The organism is Kribbella sp. NBC_01510 (genome assembly GCF_045040325.1).
GTDB lineage: Bacteria > Actinomycetota > Actinomycetes > Propionibacteriales > Kribbellaceae > Kribbella.
This window is the reverse complement of record NZ_CP109418.1, coordinates 6459806-6475423: the sequence shown is the minus strand read 5'-3', so window position 1 is coordinate 6475423 and position 15618 is coordinate 6459806. Positions and strand designations below refer to the sequence as shown.

The following is a 15618-nucleotide window of genomic DNA, read 5'->3' as shown; positions in this document are numbered from 1 at the left end:
GGTCCGTGGCGCGGATCTGTGTCACTCACCAAGCAGACACCGCCCTGGCCGGTCCCGCTCAGACCTGCGCCGGTGATGACCCGACGGTGAGGTTGGTGAGTACCTCAGGTCCGCACCAGCAACGATCCCGCCAGACCGACACCGACACCGACACCGACACCGACACCGACACCGACACCGACTCCGACTCCGCAAGGACCGCTCACCCACGGAAACGACACAGGAGCCGCAATAGCGTGTTGCGGCCCACCAGGTCTTGTCCGAGGGCCCGGCAGCCGGTCGCCATGCGGATGTCACCCAAGGCGCTGGGGGGGTGATCTTCGCGCTCGAGTCCGTCAACGAGACCGCGGCCCGGCTGCTGCGGTTGGCTAGCGGCTGGACTTCTGGTGGGGGGTGAGCTGGCTGTGGAGGACGAGGGAGGCGGCGCCGAGGGCCGCGGCGCTCGGGCCCAGCTTCGAGAGCTCGACCCGGGTCGGGTGCATCGCGCGGACGAACGACAGCCGGTTGATCTCGGCCGACGCGATCCGGACGTAGAGGCCGCCCGCCTCGCTGAAGCCGGGACCCGCGAGGATGATCTGGTCGAGGTCGAGCAGGTTCGTGATCGACAGCAGCGCCTGCGCCAGGTACGTCGCGGACTCCTCGATCAGCCGCACACAGCGCGGGTCGCCGGCGGCCGCGAGCCGGGCGATCTTCGCGAAGTCGGACCGGACCGCCAGCTGCCGGCCGCGCAGGGCGAGCTCGTTCACCAGCGCCTCGTCCTGCTCGGCACGTTTCACCACGGCAGCCGGTGCGGCGAGACTCTCCAGGCACCCGCGGCTGCCACACCAGCACTCCGGGCCGTTCACGTCCAGGACCATGTGGCCGATCTCGCCGACGTTCGACGACGAGCCGCGGTACACGTCGCCGTCGGTGACCAGGCCGAGCCCGAAACCGGCCGCCATGTAGACGGTGGCGAAGTCGTTCACCGACGGGATCCGGCCGGCCCAGAACTCGCCGATCGCGGCGCAGGTCGAGTCGTTCTCCACCACGATCGGGTGGTCGATCGCGGCCCGCAGGGTGTCACGGACGGCGAACGGCTCCCAGGCGTACTTCGACGAGTTCGTCCGCAGCAGCCGTTGGCCTCCCCCGCCCTGGCGACCGGCCAAGGCGACCCCGACGCCGACGAGGGTGGCCGGCTCGATCTCCGCCTTCACGATCAGGTCCTCGAGCTCGGCGGTGATCCGCTTGACCGCTGTGCTGGGCGAGTCCCGGCCGATGCCGCGCGACGACACCTGCTCGATCACCCGTCCACTCATGTCGGTGACGACGTACGTCGTACTCGGCGTGTCGATCGAGATGCCGACGGCGTGCCGCGCACGGGGGTTGAACTGCAGCAGCGTCGCCCGCTTGCCGCCGGTCGGATCGCCGAGGCCGGTCTCGACGATCAGGCCGTCGGCGAGCAACTGCTTGACCACCCGGGAGATGGACGCGCCGGTCAGGCCGGACCGCTCCGCCAGGTCGACCCGGGTGACCGTGCCGCTGGAGCGGATCAGGTCGAGGATCGCGCTGTGCGTCTCCTGCGCGTTCGCACCCTTCAGAATCTTCGCCACGTTACCCTCCCTCGCTCCGCACTTTAATACACAAAGTAAGAAAGTGGGATAGCTTGACCTCAATGTTTGTTGAGGTTCTAGCCTCGGTCGGTGTGAAGGCGATCAGATTGCACGAGTTCGGTCCGGCGGAGAACCTACGGTACGAGGAGGCTCCGGATCCCACCCCCGATCCGGGCATGGTGCTCATTCAGGTGGAGGCGGCCGGTGTCCACCTGGTCGACACGATGATCAGGTCCGGCTCGACCGGCGGTAGCCCGATCCCGGTGCCGGAGCTGCCGACGATCCCCGGCCGCGAGGTCTCCGGGCGCGTCACCGCGGTCGGGCCCGGCGTCGACTCGTCGTGGATCGGCAAACGGGTGGTGGTGCACCTCGGCATGGTCCCCGGCGGGTACGCCGAACTCGCGGTGGCCAAGGTGGAGTCGCTGTACGAACTCCCCGACCACGTCGACGCGGCGCAGGCGGTCGCCGCGATCGGGACCGGCCGGACGACGGCCGGAATCCTGAGCCAGGCCAAGCTGAGCGCGGACGATGTCGTCCTGGTGACGGCGGCCGCGGGCGGGATCGGCAGCTACCTGGTCCAGGCCGGGCGGAACGCGGGTGCAACCGTGATCGGGCTGGCCGGCGGACCCACCAAGGTCGACCTGGTCCGCTCGCTGGGTGCGCAGAACGCGATCGACTACACGGATCCGGAGTGGGCGAGTGCCTTGAAGGCGGAGCTGGGCGATCGGGAGATCACCGTCCTGCTCGACGGGGTCGGCGGCGCGAGCGGCCAGCGGGCCTTCGAGCTACTCGGGGTCGGTGGGCGCGTGCTGATGTTCGGCTGGTCCGGCGGTGGGTCGATCGAGTTCACGCACGAGGATCTGATGGCCCGCCGCCTCACCGCCGGCTGGGCGCTCGGCGCGAAGATGACGTCGCAGCTGCGCGCGCGCGAGGCGGCGGCCCTCGAAGAGACCGTGTCCGGCCGCTGGCACGCGCTCACGACGACGTTCCCGCTCTCCGAAGCGGCGGCGGCCCACCGCGCCTTGGAGACGCGCGCCACCACCGGCAAGGTCGTCCTCATCCCCTGAGACGGGGGCCCCAGCTCAGGAGGTGCGAGGGTCGTGGGCCGGGCGGGCGGCTTCTGCAGGGCCGGCGGGGGTGCCGTAGTCGAGGTCGGGGAACGGGCTCGTCACCTCGATCACGCGGCTCTCGGCGGCTGAGCGCTTGGCGGCGAGCATCACCTCGAGGGAGTGGAAGGCGTGCTCGGGCCGGGTGACGGTCAGCGTACCGTTCTCGATGGATTCGACGAGGTGCCGCAGGCCGTCGGTCCACGGCCAGTTCGGATCGCGTTCGCCGAACTACTCGCCGCCATCCCCAAACCGGGCGTAGTAGCACAGGTACGGCGGTAGTCGCGCGGGGAGACGCCGAAGTGGGACCGGAAGCGGCGGGACAGATGGAACTCGTCGGCGAATCCGAGGGTCCGCGCGATCTCCCGGTGCGTCAGGTCGGTCACCCGCAACAGCGTGGCGGCCGCCTGCAGCCGGCGCGCGCTCCGGAAGGCGGCCGGGGTCTGGCCGACCTGTGCCGTGAACCGGCGCCGGAACGTGTCGTAGCTCAGCCCCGACTCGGCCGCCACGGCCGCCAGGTCCGTGCTCGCGGTGAGATCGTCGGCGAGCCGCCCCATCGCGTCCACGATCTCCATGCTCACGTCGGGAAAGTCGTCGGTGTCGTCGGTGTCGATCAGCCAGTCGGCCAAGGCCAGCAGCTGATGCTCCGCGACCCGGCGAGTCCGTGGCGGCGAGCGCAGTACGGTGCGCAGCGCCTCGATCGACGGCGGCGGCACCGGGTACCGCGGACCGGCGCCGGCCAGCTGGGCGAGCGCGTCGAACAGCGGTCCGGTGAAGACGACGAACAACTCCGTCCACCGCTCCCCCGGATCGGTGTGGTACGTGTGCCGGAACCCGGGTGGCAGGATCGTGTGCGCGCCCGGCCGGAGCCGCTCGTCGCGGCCGTCGGCGTCGCGATAGTTGCCCTCGCCATCGATCAGCACCGACAGCACGTACGCGTCCATCACCCGCAGCGTCGACGACATGATCGGCTCGGCGTCGATCACCTCGCCGGCGAGCACCAGCTGGCCGAGCCTGGTCACCGGACCCTCGGCGATCGTGACGATCGTCCGCTCACTCATGCCGGCAACAGTACCCAGCCCGAAACGCCAAAATGTTCATGCCCGGGTCGCGTGCAGACATTCTCTGTCCAGCGCGGCCGCCCTAGCGTTCTCGGTGGAAGGGACCAGCCGATCGACCGGAGGACCGCACGATGACATCGACCACCGACCTGGTCACGCGCGAGCACCTGGAACAGTTCCGCGACGAGGGCTACTTCGTGCTGGACAGCGTGCTCACCGACGAGCAACTCGAGCTGCTGCGCGGCGGAGCGCAGTACTCGATCGACAAACTCGACGCCGCGATGGATGCCGCCGGCACCGACTCGCTCGGCATCAACCACCGCGGCAAGCGGTACTTCAGCAGCATGATCTACCAGGACCGGCCCGAACTGCGGCAGTTCCTGTTCAGCGACACGATGGCCGAGATCTGCCGGGCGACGCTGGGCGACGAGGCGTACCTGTTCTGGGAGCAGTACGTGATCAAGGCCGGCGACCCGAACACGGCGTTCGCCTGGCACCAGGACTCCGGCTACGTCCACGAGGACCACGAGCCCTACCTGACCTGCTGGATCGCCCTCGACGACGTCACCGAGGAGAACGGCTCGGTCTACCTGCTGCCGTACTCGCGGTCCGGCATCAGGTCGTACATCAAGCACATCAAGGACCCCGAGCTCAACGACATGGTGTGCTACTTCGGCAGCGATCCCGGCATCCCGATGACCGCCCGAGCGGGCTCGATCGTGGTCTTCTCGAGCGTCGTCATCCACCGCAGCGGGCCCAATCTCACCGACCGGAACCGGCGCGTGTACATCGCTCAGTACTCGAAGGAGGTCATCCCGGCCAAGGACGGTACGAGCGCCCACGGGTCGTTCGACCCGTTCCTCGACGGCGGCCGCGTCGTCGCCGAGCGCTGATCAGGAACTGCGCGGCGCGTACATGATGATCACGACGCCGACCAGGCAGATCGCTGCGCCGAGCAGGTCCCAGCGATCGGGGCGGAACTTGTCCACGACCATCCCCCACACGAGCGAGCCGGCCACGAACACACCGCCGTACGCGGCGAGGATGCGGCCGAAGTTCGGATCGGGCTGGAAGGTCGCGACGAAGCCGTAGGCTCCGAGCGCGATCACGCCGCCCGCGATCCACCACACTCCGCGGTGTTCGCGCCAGCCCTGCCAGACCAGCCAGGCGCCGCCGATCTCTGCCAGCGCGGCCAGGACGAACAGCCCGACCGACCGCAGTACGGTCACGAGCGGTCGCCCTGGCCGAGGTCGGTGAACGGGAGCGGGCAGTCCGGGTCGCCCGCGCAGGTCTGCAGATCGTCGCAACCGGCGGCGATCCCGGCGCGCAGGGTCTCGGCGATCACGGTCAGGTCGGCGATCTTCGCTTCCACATCGGCCAGCTTCTGGCGCGCTCGGGCCTGCAGCCCGGCTCCCTCGCCGAGAGCATGCCGATGCCTGGCCGTGTCGAGCAACTCCGAGACCTCCGCGAGCGTGAACCCGAGCCGTTGGGCCGCCTTGATCACCCGCAACGTCGTGACCGCGTCATGCGAGTACATCCGGTGCCCGCCGAGGCTGCGTACCGGTTCGTCGAGCAGCCCGCGGCGTTCGTAGTACCGCAAGGTCTGCAGGTTCACACCGGCCGCGGCCGCAACCTCTCCAGGTCTCACTGCGGCAACCGCTCGCTCAACCCGTCGAGTACGGCGACGTACGCGGGCGGCACGTGGATCCGGAGGCGGATGCGGTCGTCCGGTGCCTCGGTGAAGGTGAAGGTGAAGAACGAACAGCATTCGTTCTCGCGGGCGGTCAGGTCGGTGGCTGTCGCGCGAGAGTCGGCGGCGAGGAGGAGGTCGAGGGTGTGCGGGTCGACGCGGTCGGCGCCGCGGAGATAGTCGGCGAAGAGCTGGTCGAACTCGGCGCGCCGCAGCGGCAACTCGGCGGTCGGAAGGGTGCAAGCGGAAGGGGTCCAGTCGGTGTCCATGGATCGACGGTAAACCTGTACCCAGGTACCGGATGCAAGCCCTACGGCTGATCTGTCCAGGTGAGCACGAACGCGACCGCTCCGAACCGGATGCGGTCGCCGGGACGGACCCGGACCGGCGTGGTGATGCGCGAGCCGTTGACCTCGGTCCCGTTCATCGATCCGAGGTCGCGCACCATCCAGCCGTCGTCAACGTGCCGGAGCTCGGCGTGGCAGCGGGAGACGGAGACGTCGGCCAGGCGCAGGGTCGCGCCAGGACCGCGGCCGATCCGGACGGTCGGCGAGCCGGGGGCCGGCAGCGCGAGTCCGGGCAGCGGCAGGGCCGGCGTACGTCGCGCGACGGCGAACTGTGGAAAGGTGGCGAGCATCGTGTCGACTCTGCGACGCAACTGCCGGATCCAGCCGGGGCGGCGGGGTTCGGCTCGGGGCAGGTCGCGGATCGCGTTGGCGAGCTCACCGCGGCTCTGGGCGCGGAGCACGAAATTCATCCGCCGGATGAAGGTGTCCTGCGACAAACGGCCCGACCCGGCGCCCTCGCGCAGGACGGCCAGGGCGCGGTCCCGCTCGGCGTCCGATGGACGCGTCCCCTCCACCGGCGCCGATGTCATACACCGAATTGTCGGTCCAGGCCGGTTCGGTGTCCAACCTTGGGCCCGGGGGCGGCCGGGCACCCCGTCAGCGGTAGCTCGCCAGGTAGGCGACGTGTGCGTCGCCCTGCGAGAGCCTGACGTTCGAGATTCCGATGGTCAACCGGTGACCGGTTGTGGAGTTGCGGTACGTCACGAACGTCGTACCTGCCGCACCCTCCGTCGAGACGCGGCGCCAGTTCGGACCACCGACGGCCGCGATGTGCGTCAGTGCCTTCTTCACCGCGGGCGTTGCGTAGTACGACATCCACTTCGAGTCGCCACGACCCCAGGCCCGGACCAGGTTGTCGGACCACTGCACCGGGCTCCAGGCGCGTGGTTCACCGATGAAGCGCAGGGTGTACGCCGCGTGCCAGCCACCCGGCCCTCGCAGCTCCGGCGCCGCATTCTGCACGCCCACGGTCAGATTCCCGCCACGGGCGTCGTCGTGGTAGGTCACCAAGATCGTCCCTAGGGCGCCTTCCGCCGAGACCCGGCGCCAGTGGATGCCACCCGGCGACGCCTGCGCGAACAGTGCTCGCACGGTGCTCGCGGTTCCGTAACAGGCCGCCGTCGCACGGTCGCCGCGACCCCAGGCGCGCACCAGGCGGTCGGCGTACGTCACCGGGTCGAGCCGCACGACGGAACCGCGACACGACGTCACCGCCGTCGTCTGAGCGCTCGTCGCGACCGCAGGAGCCGCCGCGCCAGCGAGCACGAGTGGAGCGGTAACGGCCAGCGCCGCCGCCATGACTCCACCCTTACCAAGACCCTTGATCGTCATGATCAACCTCCCGAGTTGGTCAATTCGTCCTCAGCTGTGGGACGCGTCCCGTAGGTGAGGAGTTGGTGCGTGGGTGAGAATGACGGGATGCGACTGCCTGTGATGCCACCGGTCAAGCCGATGCTCGCCAAGCCGGTGAAGGAGATCCCGCGCGGGGAGCTGAGCTACGAGCCCAAGTGGGACGGGTTCCGCTCGATCATCTTCCGCGACGGTGACGAGGTCGAGATCGGCAGCCGGAACGAGAAGCCGATGACCCGGTACTTCCCGGAGCTGGTCGAGGCGGTGAAGGCGAACCTGCCGGAGCGGTGCGCGATCGACGGCGAGATCATCGTGATCGGCGAGTCCGGCGACCGGCTCGACTTCGAGGTGCTGCAGCAACGGATCCACCCGGCCGCGAGCCGGGTGAACATGCTGTCGGAGAAGACCCCGGCCCGGTTCGTCGCGTTCGACCTGCTGGCGCTCGGGGACGACGACTACATGGAGCGCCCGTTCGCGGAACGCCGTACCGCTCTGATCGACGCACTCGCCGGCGTCAAGGCACCGATCCACGTGACGCCTGCGACGACCGATCACGCCACCGCCGGGCAGTGGTTCGAGCAGTTCGAGGGCGCCGGCCTGGACGGGCTGATCGCGAAACCGCTGGACGGCCTTTACCAGCCGGACAAACGGGTCATGTTCAAGGTGAAGCCGGAGCGTACGGCGGACTGCGTGGTGGCCGGGTACCGCATCCACAAGAGCGGGCCTGACCGCATCGGCTCCTTGCTGCTCGGGCTCTACAACGAGGACGGCACGCTGGCCAGCGTCGGCGTGATCGGCGCGTTCCCGCTCGAGCGGCGCAAGGAGCTTTTCGAGGAGATGCAGCCGCTCGTCACGACGTTCGACGACCATCCGTGGGCGTGGGCCAAGCAGGAGGAGGGCGTGCGGACGCCGCGCAACGCTGAAGGCAGCCGCTGGCAGGCGGGCAAGGACCTCTCGTTCACACCGCTGCGCCCGGAGCTGGTGGTCGAGGTCCGCTACGACCACATGGAGGGCATCCGGTTCCGGCACACGGCGCAGTTCGTCCGCTGGCGCCCGGACCGTACGCCGGAGTCGTGCACGTACGAGCAGCTCGAGGAGCCCGTGAAGTTCGACCTCGCCGACGTCCTGTCCAGCGCCCAACGCTGATCCGGCGCTGAATTGATGAAGGCCCTGTATCGCCTGTACGCCGGGATCCTGCGACGTCAGCTGGCCGGCCTGCCGATGCCGCAGCACGTCGCGATCGCCATGGACGGCAACCGCCGCTGGGCACGGGGCGCCGGGTACGACGACGTACGCATCGGCCACCGCTTCGGCGCGGAGCACCTGGAGCTGTTCCTGCAATGGTGCTCGGAGGCCGGGATCCGCTGTGTCACGGCATGGGTCGCGTCCGCCGACAACATGCGGCGACGCGACTCGGCCGAGGTCGACTACCTGATGCACCTGACCGAGACGGTCCTGGCCGACCACGTACGACGCGACCACAACTGGCGGCTGCATGTCGCCGGCCAGCTGGATTTGTTGCCTGATTCAACGGCTCGCGCGCTGAAGGAAGCGGTCGAGGAGACCCGGTACCGCTCAGGGGCGGGCGAACTGACGATCGCGATCGGGTACAGCGGCCGGGGTGAGGTGCTGGACGCCGTCCGGGAACTGCTGGACGAGGCAGCCGCGTCGGGCCGCTCGGCGGCGGAGGTCGCGGGTGCGCTGACCGAGGACGACATCCGGCGGCACCTCTACCTGCCGGACCTGCCGGATCCGGAGCTGGTGATCAGGACCAGCGGCGAGCTGCGGATGTCGGACTTCCTGCTCTGGCAGACGGCGCGGTCGGAGATCGCCTTCTGCGATGTTTACTGGCCCGCGTTTCGGGAGATCGATCTGCTGCGTGCGCTTCGTACCTACGGCCGGCGGCAACTGGAGCGATCCAGCTGACTCCTGGTGGGTACAAGGGGCATCATGGAGGCATACCGACTGGTAGGAACCGGAGGTTGCGAGATGTACGACGTCGTACTGCTCGTCGAACAGGAACTGTCCGAGCCGGACGCCAAGCGCGTCGTCGACCTGCACCAGGACATGCCCGAGCCGGTCAAGTACCACGTGCTCGTGCCGTGCCACAACGCGGAGGCCGGCGTGGAGGCCTCGATCAGCGCCCTCGGTACCGCGGATCTCTACGGGCCGGGGCTCGCCACCCAGCGCCAGGACCTCGCCGAGGCCCAGCAGGCGATCGACACCGAGGCGAAGGGCTGCACCGGGCGGAGCGTCCAGCGGCTGCGCGATCTCGGTCAGAACGCCGAGGGCGGCATCACCCACGAACGGCCGATCGACGCTCTGGTCGCGACCGTGGACCACGTGGACGGGCAGGAGGTCATCATCCTGACTCGCGGGCACATCGTCGCGGAGTTCTTCCACCTCGACTGGACGAACTCGGCCCGCCGCCACCTCGGCGTACCGGTGCTCCATCTGCTGGAGCACGACCAGCAGCCCAAAGAGCCGGCTCCGTAGGATCAGACACCTGCCGCTGTGCCGGTTTCCTTGAACTGCGTGTGATACAGGTCGGCGTACTCGCCACCCGCGGCAAGCAGTTGCTCGTGGGTGCCGCGTTCGACGATGTTGCCGTGGTCAACAACCAGGATCAGGTCGGCGTTCCGCACGGTGGACAGCCGGTGCGCGATCACCAGCGACGTACGTCCCTCCAGCGCGGTGTCGAGCGCCCGCTGGACGGCGACCTCCGACTCGGAGTCCAGATGCGCGGTCGCCTCGTCGAGGACGACGATCTGCGGTGCCTTCAGCAACAACCGGGCGATCGCGAGTCGTTGCCGCTCGCCACCGGACAGCCGGTGACCGCGATCCCCGACCACGGTGTCCAGACCATCGGGCAACGACGACACCAGGTCCCAGATCTGCGCCGCCCGGAGCGCCTCGATCATCTCGTCGTCCGACGCGCCCGGCTTCGCATAGGCCAGGTTCGCGCGGATCGTGTCGTGGAACATGTGCGCGTCCTGCGTCACGTATCCGATGGCACCGTGCAACGACCGCAGCGTGACATCGCGTACGTCGTGGCCGCCGACCCGGACCGCGCCACCGGTCACGTCGTACAGGCGCGCGACCAGGTTCGTGATCGTGGTCTTGCCGGCGCCGGACGGGCCGACCAGGGCAACCATTTGACCGGGGCGGACGGCGAAGCTGACATCCTCGATCACCTGCGCCGACACGCGCTTGTCGAGGACCGCGACCGACTCGAGGCTCGCCAACGACACCTGCTCGGCAGTCGGGTACGAGAACGCGACGTGCTCGAACTCCACGCTCGCCGCGCCCGCCGGCAAGTCCTGCGCGCCGGGGCTGTCCTTGATCATCGGCTCCAGGTCGAGCACCTCGAAGACACGCTCGAACGAGACCAGCGCGGTCATCACATCGACGCGCACGTTGGACAGCGCGGTCAATGGTCCGTACAGGCGGCCGAGCAGCGCGACGAGCGCCAGCAGTGTGCCCACGGTCAGCGCCTGGCGGACCGCGAGGTTGCCGCCGACGCCGTACACCAGGGCCGTCGCGAGAGCCGCGACCAGCGTCAGCGCCGTGAAGAACACCCGGCCGACCATCGCGATCCGGATGCCCAGGTCGCGGACCCGGCCGGCGCGTTCGCCGAAGTCGCGGTCCTCGATCGACGGGTGACCGAACAGCGTGACCAGCAGCGCTCCCCCGACGCTGAACCGCTCGGTCATCGACGTCGACATCTCCGCATTGAGGTTCATCTGCTCGCGGGTCATCGTGGCCAGCCGGCGTCCGAGGACCCGGGCCGGGATCAGGAAGATCGGCAGCATCAGGATCGCCACCACGGTCAGCTGCCAGCTCAGCACCAGCATCGCGCCGACCACGAGGATCAGGCTGATGATGTTCGAGACCACGCCGGACAGCGTCGAGGTGAAGGCCTGCTGGGCGCCGATCACGTCGTTGTTCAACCGCGAGACGAGCGCACCCGTCTGGGTCCGGGTGAAGAACGCGACCGGCATCCGCTGGACATGCGAGAACACCTTGGTGCGCAGGTCGAAGATCAGTCCTTCACCGATCCGCGCCGAGAACCAGCGCTGCATCAGGCCGAGCGCGGCCTCGAGCACCGCGAGGACGGCGACGACCAGAGCGAGCGCGGTCACGAGGGGCGCGTTCCCCTTGCTGATGCCGTCGTCGACGATCTTCTTGAACAGCAACGGTGAGGCGATCACCAGGAAAGCGGAGATGATCACCAGGACCAGGAACAGCGTGATGTACCAGCGGTAGGGCTTGGCGAACCGGACGATCCGGCGCAGCGTGCCCTTCGCGAGCTTCTTCCCGACGACTGACTCGTCCTGGCGGCGCCAACTGGCCGCACCCATGCCCGGGCGCATCATGCCTGACATCCGGTCACCTCCCCACGTCTTCCTCGTGGACCTTCACAACAGTTCAGGTCAGCTCAATCTTCCCGCACGGCACGGACAGATCTTTCCTGCAACCGATGGTTGCGCATCACGGATCCGTGCCCTACAGTCATAGGCAACCAAAGGTTGCGAAAGGAAGGGTGGCTGGGATGGCTAGGAGCATCGAGCGGGAGATTCGGGTGGAGGCTTCGCCGGAGGTCGTCTACGAGGTGGTCAGTTCGCCGGAGCACCTGCGCGAGTGGTGGCCGGACGACGCGGACCTCGAGCCTGTGGCCGGCGCGACCGGGACAGTCTCGTTCGGTGACATGAATGTCGCGCTCACCGTCGTCGAGACCGACCCGCCCCGGCGGTTCTCGTTCCGCTGGGACTACGAGGGCGAGGTCGCTACCGCGGCCAACTCGGTGCTGGTGACGTTCGACCTGATCCCGTCCGACGGTGGCACGCTGCTGCGGTTCGCCGAGACCGGGTACGACGAGGCCGCCAAGCCGGACGAGGTGTACCACGACCACGTCAGCGGTTGGGACTACTTCCTCCCCCGCCTCGCGCCGTACGTAGATCGGCTGGCGGCGAGGCCGTGATCGACGACGAGCTCTGGTCGGCGATCGGAGACCCGACTCGGCGCCGGATGCTCGACCTGCTGCTGGCCGGCAGCGGCGGGACCGCGACCAGCCTCAGCGATCAGCTGCCGGTCACCCGGCAGGCGGTCGCCAAGCACCTCGCCGTCCTCGACCGGGCCGGGCTGGTGCACTCCACCCCGTCCGGACGGGAACGCCGCTACACCGTCGACGAAGCACAGCTCGCCCGGGCTGTCGCGCAAATGGCATCCGTCAGCGAGGCCTGGGACGGCCGGCTGCAGCGGATCAAGCGCATCGCCGAGACCATCCAGCGCAAGCACACCAACTGATATCAGAAAGAGGAATCGACATGGTAGACATCCTGCACCGCATCGGCATCACGGCGTCCCCCGAGGACGTCACCACCGCCCTCACCACGATCCCCGGACTCGCGGGCTGGTGGACCGACGACACGCAAGGCGACGAATCGGTCGGCGGCGTGCTCCGATTCCAGTTCCCCGTGGCCGGCGGCGGGTTCGACATGAAGGTATTGGACGTCGAGCCGGGCAAGCTCGTCCGCTGGGAGGTCGTCGACGGCCCCGAGGAGTGGATGGGTACGCACGTCAGCTTCGAGCTGAGCACGGCCGACGAGTACACGATCGTCCTGTTCCGGCACGAGGGCTGGAAGGAGCCGGTCGAGTTCATGTACCACTGCAGCACCAAGTGGGGCTCGTACCTGCTGAGCCTGAAGAAGTACGTCGAAACCGGTCAGGGCGATCCCGCTCCGCGCGACGTCCAGATCAGCAACTGGCACTAGGTCTCACCCGAGGGCGGCCAGGAGCTCCTTCAACCGGCGCTCCTGGGCCTCCCGCTCGGCCTTCAGCTGCTCTTGATACGAGCGATCCGCGGCACCGAGGAGCAACGCCTTGGTCTCGCGGATCGCTCCGGGGAGCGGGCCGAGCAGTGCGTCGGTGAGATCCTTCACCGTCCCGGCAAGCTCCTCGGCCGGTACGACGATGTTCGCCAGGCCGAGCTCTTTCGCCTCGGCCGCCTCGACCCAGCGCGTGGTCGCGCAGATCTCCAGCGCGCGGGAGTAGCCGACCAACTGGACCAATGGCTGGGTGCCACCCAGGTCGGGGACGAGGCCGAGCGCTGGCTCACGCATGCTGAAGCGGGCATCCGGGGTGACGACGCGAAGATCGCAGGCCAGGGCCAGCTGGAAGCCGGCGCCGACGGCGTGCCCCTGGACCGCGGCGATACTCACGATCTCCGGCCGCCGCAACCACGAGAACCCGGCCTGGAACCCGGCGATGAGCTCGTACACCTCGGCGGTCGGCTTCGCCCCGAGGCTCAGCAGCGGCTCCTCGCCCAACTCGTTCTCGCCAATGATGAGCCGCCGATCGAGACCTGCCGAGAACGACGGCCCCTCCCCCGACACGACGACCACGCGGACTTCGGGTGACAGCGCCGTACCGAACTCGGCCAAGGCCCGCCACATCGCCGGCGTCTGCGCGTTGCGCACCTCCGGCCGGTCCAGCACAACCCGCGCGACCGGCCCGTCCACCGTGAACCGCAGTCCCAGATCCGTCATGAGCCGAACATTACTGCGGAGTAGGTCAGGCGAGCGACACCAGGTCGGCGTAGTCGTTCGTCCAGAGGTCCTCGACGCCGTCCGGCAGGAGCAGCACCCGCTCCGGCTCGAGCGCCTCGACCGCGCCCTCGTCGTGGGTGACCAGGACGATCGCACCGGCGTACGAGCGAATCGCGTTGAGCACCTCGGCCCGCGACGCCGGGTCCAGGTTGTTGGTCGGCTCGTCGAGCAGCAGGACGTTCGCCGCCGAGACGACCAGGGTCGCCAGCGCGAGGCGCGTCTTCTCGCCACCCGACAGCACCGAGGCCGGCTTGTCCGAGTCGTCGCCGGTGAACAGGAACGAGCCGAGCACGCTTCGGGCCTGCGTCTCGTTCAGATCCGGGGCGGCGGACTTCATGTTCTCGAGCACGGTCCGGTTGACGTCCAGCGTCTCGTGCTCCTGCGCGTAGTACCCGAGCTTGAGCCCGTGCCCGTCGATCACCTCGCCGGTGTCCGACTTCTCGATCCCGGCCAGCACCCGCAGCAATGTGGTCTTCCCCGCGCCGTTCAACCCGAGCACGACCACCCGCGAGCCCTTGTCGATCGCCAGGTCCACGTCGGTGAAGATCTCCAGCGAGCCGTACGACTTCGACAGTTCGCGCGCCATCAGCGGCGTCTTGCCGCACGGCGCCGGCGTCGGGAACGAGATCTTCGCGACCCGGTCCTGCTTGCGCTCGTCCTCGAGCGAGGACATCAACCGCTCGGCCCGCCGCAGCATCTGCTGGGCCGCGGCCGCCTTGGTCGCCTTGGCGCGCATCTTGTTCGCCTGGTCGACCAGCTGGGTCGCCTTCTTCTCCGCGTTCGCCCGCTCGCGCTTGCGGCGCCGCTCGTCGGTCTCGCGCTGCGTCAGGTACGCCTTCCAGCCGACGTTGTAGACGTCGATCTCGGCCCGGTTCGCGTCCAGGTGGAAGACCCGGGTGACGGTCTCCTCGAGCAGGTTCACATCGTGGCTGATCATGATCACGCCACCGGCGTACGACTTGAGGAAGTCGCGCAGCCAGACGATCGAGTCGGCGTCCAGGTGGTTGGTCGGCTCGTCCAGCAGCAGCGTCTCCGCCTGGGCGAACAGGATCCGGGCCAGCTCGACGCGCCGGCGCTGACCACCGGACAGCGTGCCCAGCGGCTGACCGAGGACGCGGTCGGGCAGGCCGAGGTTCGCCGCGATGCGGGCCGCCTCGGACTCGGCGGCGTACCCACCGGCGGCGTGCAGGTCCGCCTCGGCCCGCTCGTACCGCCGCATGCCCTTCGCGCGGGTCTTGTCGTCCGCGCTGGCCATCGACTTCTCGGCGCTCCGCAGCCGCCGTACGACGTCGTCGAGGCCGCGGGCGGACAGGATCCGGTCCCGCGCGAGTACGTCGAGATCGCCGGTGCGCGGGTCCTGCGGCAGGTAGCCGATCTCACCGGACGACGTGACCGAGCCGCTCGCCGGGAGGCCCTCACCGGCGAGGATCTTGGTCAGCGTCGTCTTGCCGGCGCCGTTGCGGCCGACGAGCCCCACCTTGTCGCCCGGCCCGACCCGGAACGAGGCGGGGGCGAGGAGCTGACGGGCGCCGACGCGGACCTCGAGATTGGAGACATTGATCATCGCGGTGGCAGGCGTCCTTGGGTCGAGGAGTCGGTCTGTGGCGGGTCGAAAGCACTGCGTCACGACACGGCAGAATCCCCCGCACCGAGGTCTAGTCTAAGTGCTGTGAAATTCAACCCGGACGCGGAGGCAGCGAGTTGAGGCTCACGCTTCGGCGAGACCCCTCCGGTCGTCTCCCGGCGCGCGCTGACCGCCCGTCCGGCCGCGATGTCGACTGCCGCCACGTTCACATCCGGGCGTTTCCACCTGTGCCGGGCATGCCTGCTGTGGGGCAGTTGGGTACAGGTGGAACACAGACATGCC

At 68.9% G+C, this 15618-nt stretch carries 19 protein-coding genes; 8 read left to right on the top strand and 11 right to left on the bottom strand.

What is annotated here, in order from left to right; genetic code table 11:
- Positions 1 to 368: 368 nt before the first annotated feature.
- Entirely contained in the window at positions 369 to 1589 is a 1221-nt protein-coding gene (locus tag OG558_RS32060) for an ROK family protein (RefSeq protein ID WP_405066306.1), read from the bottom strand.
- A gap of 92 nt (positions 1590 to 1681) precedes the next feature.
- Between OG558_RS32060 and OG558_RS32055 the strand changes: the two genes are divergently transcribed.
- Positions 1682 to 2656, top strand: coding sequence for a zinc-binding dehydrogenase (locus OG558_RS32055; protein ID WP_405066305.1), 975 nt, complete (start codon positions 1682 to 1684; stop codon positions 2654 to 2656).
- 15 nt (positions 2657 to 2671) lie between these two features.
- Here the strand turns inward: OG558_RS32055 and OG558_RS32050 are convergent, their stop codons facing one another.
- Both OG558_RS32050 and OG558_RS32045 read right to left on the bottom strand, forming a co-directional pair.
- On the bottom strand, positions 2672 to 2806 hold the full coding sequence (locus tag OG558_RS32050) for a hypothetical protein (protein ID WP_405066304.1): 135 nt from the start codon (positions 2804 to 2806) through the stop codon (positions 2672 to 2674).
- Positions 2807 to 2847: 41 nt separating this feature from the next.
- Entirely contained in the window at positions 2848 to 3756 is a 909-nt protein-coding gene (locus OG558_RS32045; protein WP_405066303.1) for an AraC family transcriptional regulator, read from the bottom strand.
- A 131-nt stretch (positions 3757 to 3887) separates the two neighbouring features.
- On the opposite strand from OG558_RS32045, the gene OG558_RS32040 reads away from it, so the two are divergent.
- Entirely contained in the window at positions 3888 to 4649 is a 762-nt protein-coding gene (locus OG558_RS32040; protein WP_405066302.1) for a phytanoyl-CoA dioxygenase family protein, read from the top strand.
- Here OG558_RS32040 and OG558_RS32035 read toward each other — a convergent pair whose 3' ends face one another.
- From OG558_RS32035 to OG558_RS32015, 5 genes are all read right to left on the bottom strand, one after another.
- Positions 4650 to 4985: a YnfA family protein gene (locus OG558_RS32035; protein ID WP_405066301.1), complete on the bottom strand. Its 336-nt coding sequence runs from the start codon at positions 4983 to 4985 to the stop codon at positions 4650 to 4652.
- Positions 4982 to 5404, bottom strand: a complete 423-nt coding sequence (locus tag OG558_RS32030) for a MerR family transcriptional regulator (RefSeq protein WP_405066300.1) — start codon at positions 5402 to 5404, stop codon at positions 4982 to 4984. The genes OG558_RS32035 and OG558_RS32030 overlap by 4 nt, the downstream gene beginning before the upstream one ends.
- Positions 5401 to 5715, bottom strand: a complete 315-nt coding sequence (locus OG558_RS32025; protein ID WP_405066299.1) for a hypothetical protein — start codon at positions 5713 to 5715, stop codon at positions 5401 to 5403. Before OG558_RS32025 ends, OG558_RS32030 begins: the two co-directional genes overlap by 4 nt.
- A gap of 41 nt (positions 5716 to 5756) precedes the next feature.
- The gene (locus OG558_RS32020) at positions 5757 to 6323 is read right to left on the bottom strand and encodes an FHA domain-containing protein (RefSeq protein WP_405066298.1); all 567 of its coding nucleotides are present in this window, start codon (positions 6321 to 6323) and stop codon (positions 5757 to 5759) included.
- Between the two features lie 67 nt (positions 6324 to 6390).
- Positions 6391 to 7125: a hypothetical protein gene (locus OG558_RS32015; RefSeq protein WP_405066297.1), complete on the bottom strand. Its 735-nt coding sequence runs from the start codon at positions 7123 to 7125 to the stop codon at positions 6391 to 6393.
- 87 nt (positions 7126 to 7212) lie between these two features.
- On the opposite strand from OG558_RS32015, the gene OG558_RS32010 reads away from it, so the two are divergent.
- The 3 genes from OG558_RS32010 to OG558_RS32000 are packed head-to-tail and all read left to right on the top strand — an operon-like array spanning position 7213 to position 9639.
- On the top strand, positions 7213 to 8289 hold the full coding sequence (locus OG558_RS32010; protein WP_328521266.1) for an ATP-dependent DNA ligase: 1077 nt from the start codon (positions 7213 to 7215) through the stop codon (positions 8287 to 8289).
- Between the two features lie 15 nt (positions 8290 to 8304).
- Entirely contained in the window at positions 8305 to 9069 is a 765-nt protein-coding gene (uppS, locus tag OG558_RS32005; RefSeq protein WP_405066296.1) for a polyprenyl diphosphate synthase, read from the top strand.
- A 24-nt stretch (positions 9070 to 9093) separates the two neighbouring features.
- The gene (locus OG558_RS32000) at positions 9094 to 9639 is read left to right on the top strand and encodes a hypothetical protein (protein WP_405066295.1); all 546 of its coding nucleotides are present in this window, start codon (positions 9094 to 9096) and stop codon (positions 9637 to 9639) included.
- 2 nt (positions 9640 to 9641) lie between these two features.
- On the opposite strand, the gene OG558_RS31995 is transcribed toward OG558_RS32000, so the two are convergent.
- On the bottom strand, positions 9642 to 11528 hold the full coding sequence (locus OG558_RS31995; protein WP_405066294.1) for an ABC transporter ATP-binding protein: 1887 nt from the start codon (positions 11526 to 11528) through the stop codon (positions 9642 to 9644).
- 167 nt (positions 11529 to 11695) lie between these two features.
- On the opposite strand from OG558_RS31995, the gene OG558_RS31990 reads away from it, so the two are divergent.
- Genes OG558_RS31990 through OG558_RS31980 form a run of 3 tightly spaced genes read left to right on the top strand, consistent with a single transcriptional unit; the run spans position 11696 to position 12917 of the window.
- Positions 11696 to 12124, top strand: coding sequence for an SRPBCC domain-containing protein (locus OG558_RS31990; RefSeq protein WP_329478131.1), 429 nt, complete (start codon positions 11696 to 11698; stop codon positions 12122 to 12124).
- Entirely contained in the window at positions 12121 to 12450 is a 330-nt protein-coding gene (locus tag OG558_RS31985) for an ArsR/SmtB family transcription factor (RefSeq protein WP_405066293.1), read from the top strand. Before OG558_RS31990 ends, OG558_RS31985 begins: the two co-directional genes overlap by 4 nt.
- 20 nt (positions 12451 to 12470) lie before the next feature.
- Positions 12471 to 12917 (top strand): SRPBCC domain-containing protein, encoded by a 447-nt coding sequence (locus OG558_RS31980; RefSeq protein WP_405066292.1) that lies wholly within the window; start codon positions 12471 to 12473, stop codon positions 12915 to 12917.
- A gap of 3 nt (positions 12918 to 12920) precedes the next feature.
- Here OG558_RS31980 and OG558_RS31975 read toward each other — a convergent pair whose 3' ends face one another.
- Positions 12921 to 13691 (bottom strand): enoyl-CoA hydratase/isomerase family protein, encoded by a 771-nt coding sequence (locus OG558_RS31975; RefSeq protein WP_405066291.1) that lies wholly within the window; start codon positions 13689 to 13691, stop codon positions 12921 to 12923.
- Positions 13692 to 13716: 25 nt separating this feature from the next.
- Entirely contained in the window at positions 13717 to 15315 is a 1599-nt protein-coding gene (abc-f, locus tag OG558_RS31970) for a ribosomal protection-like ABC-F family protein (protein ID WP_405066290.1), read from the bottom strand.
- Positions 15316 to 15618 lie beyond the last annotated feature (303 nt).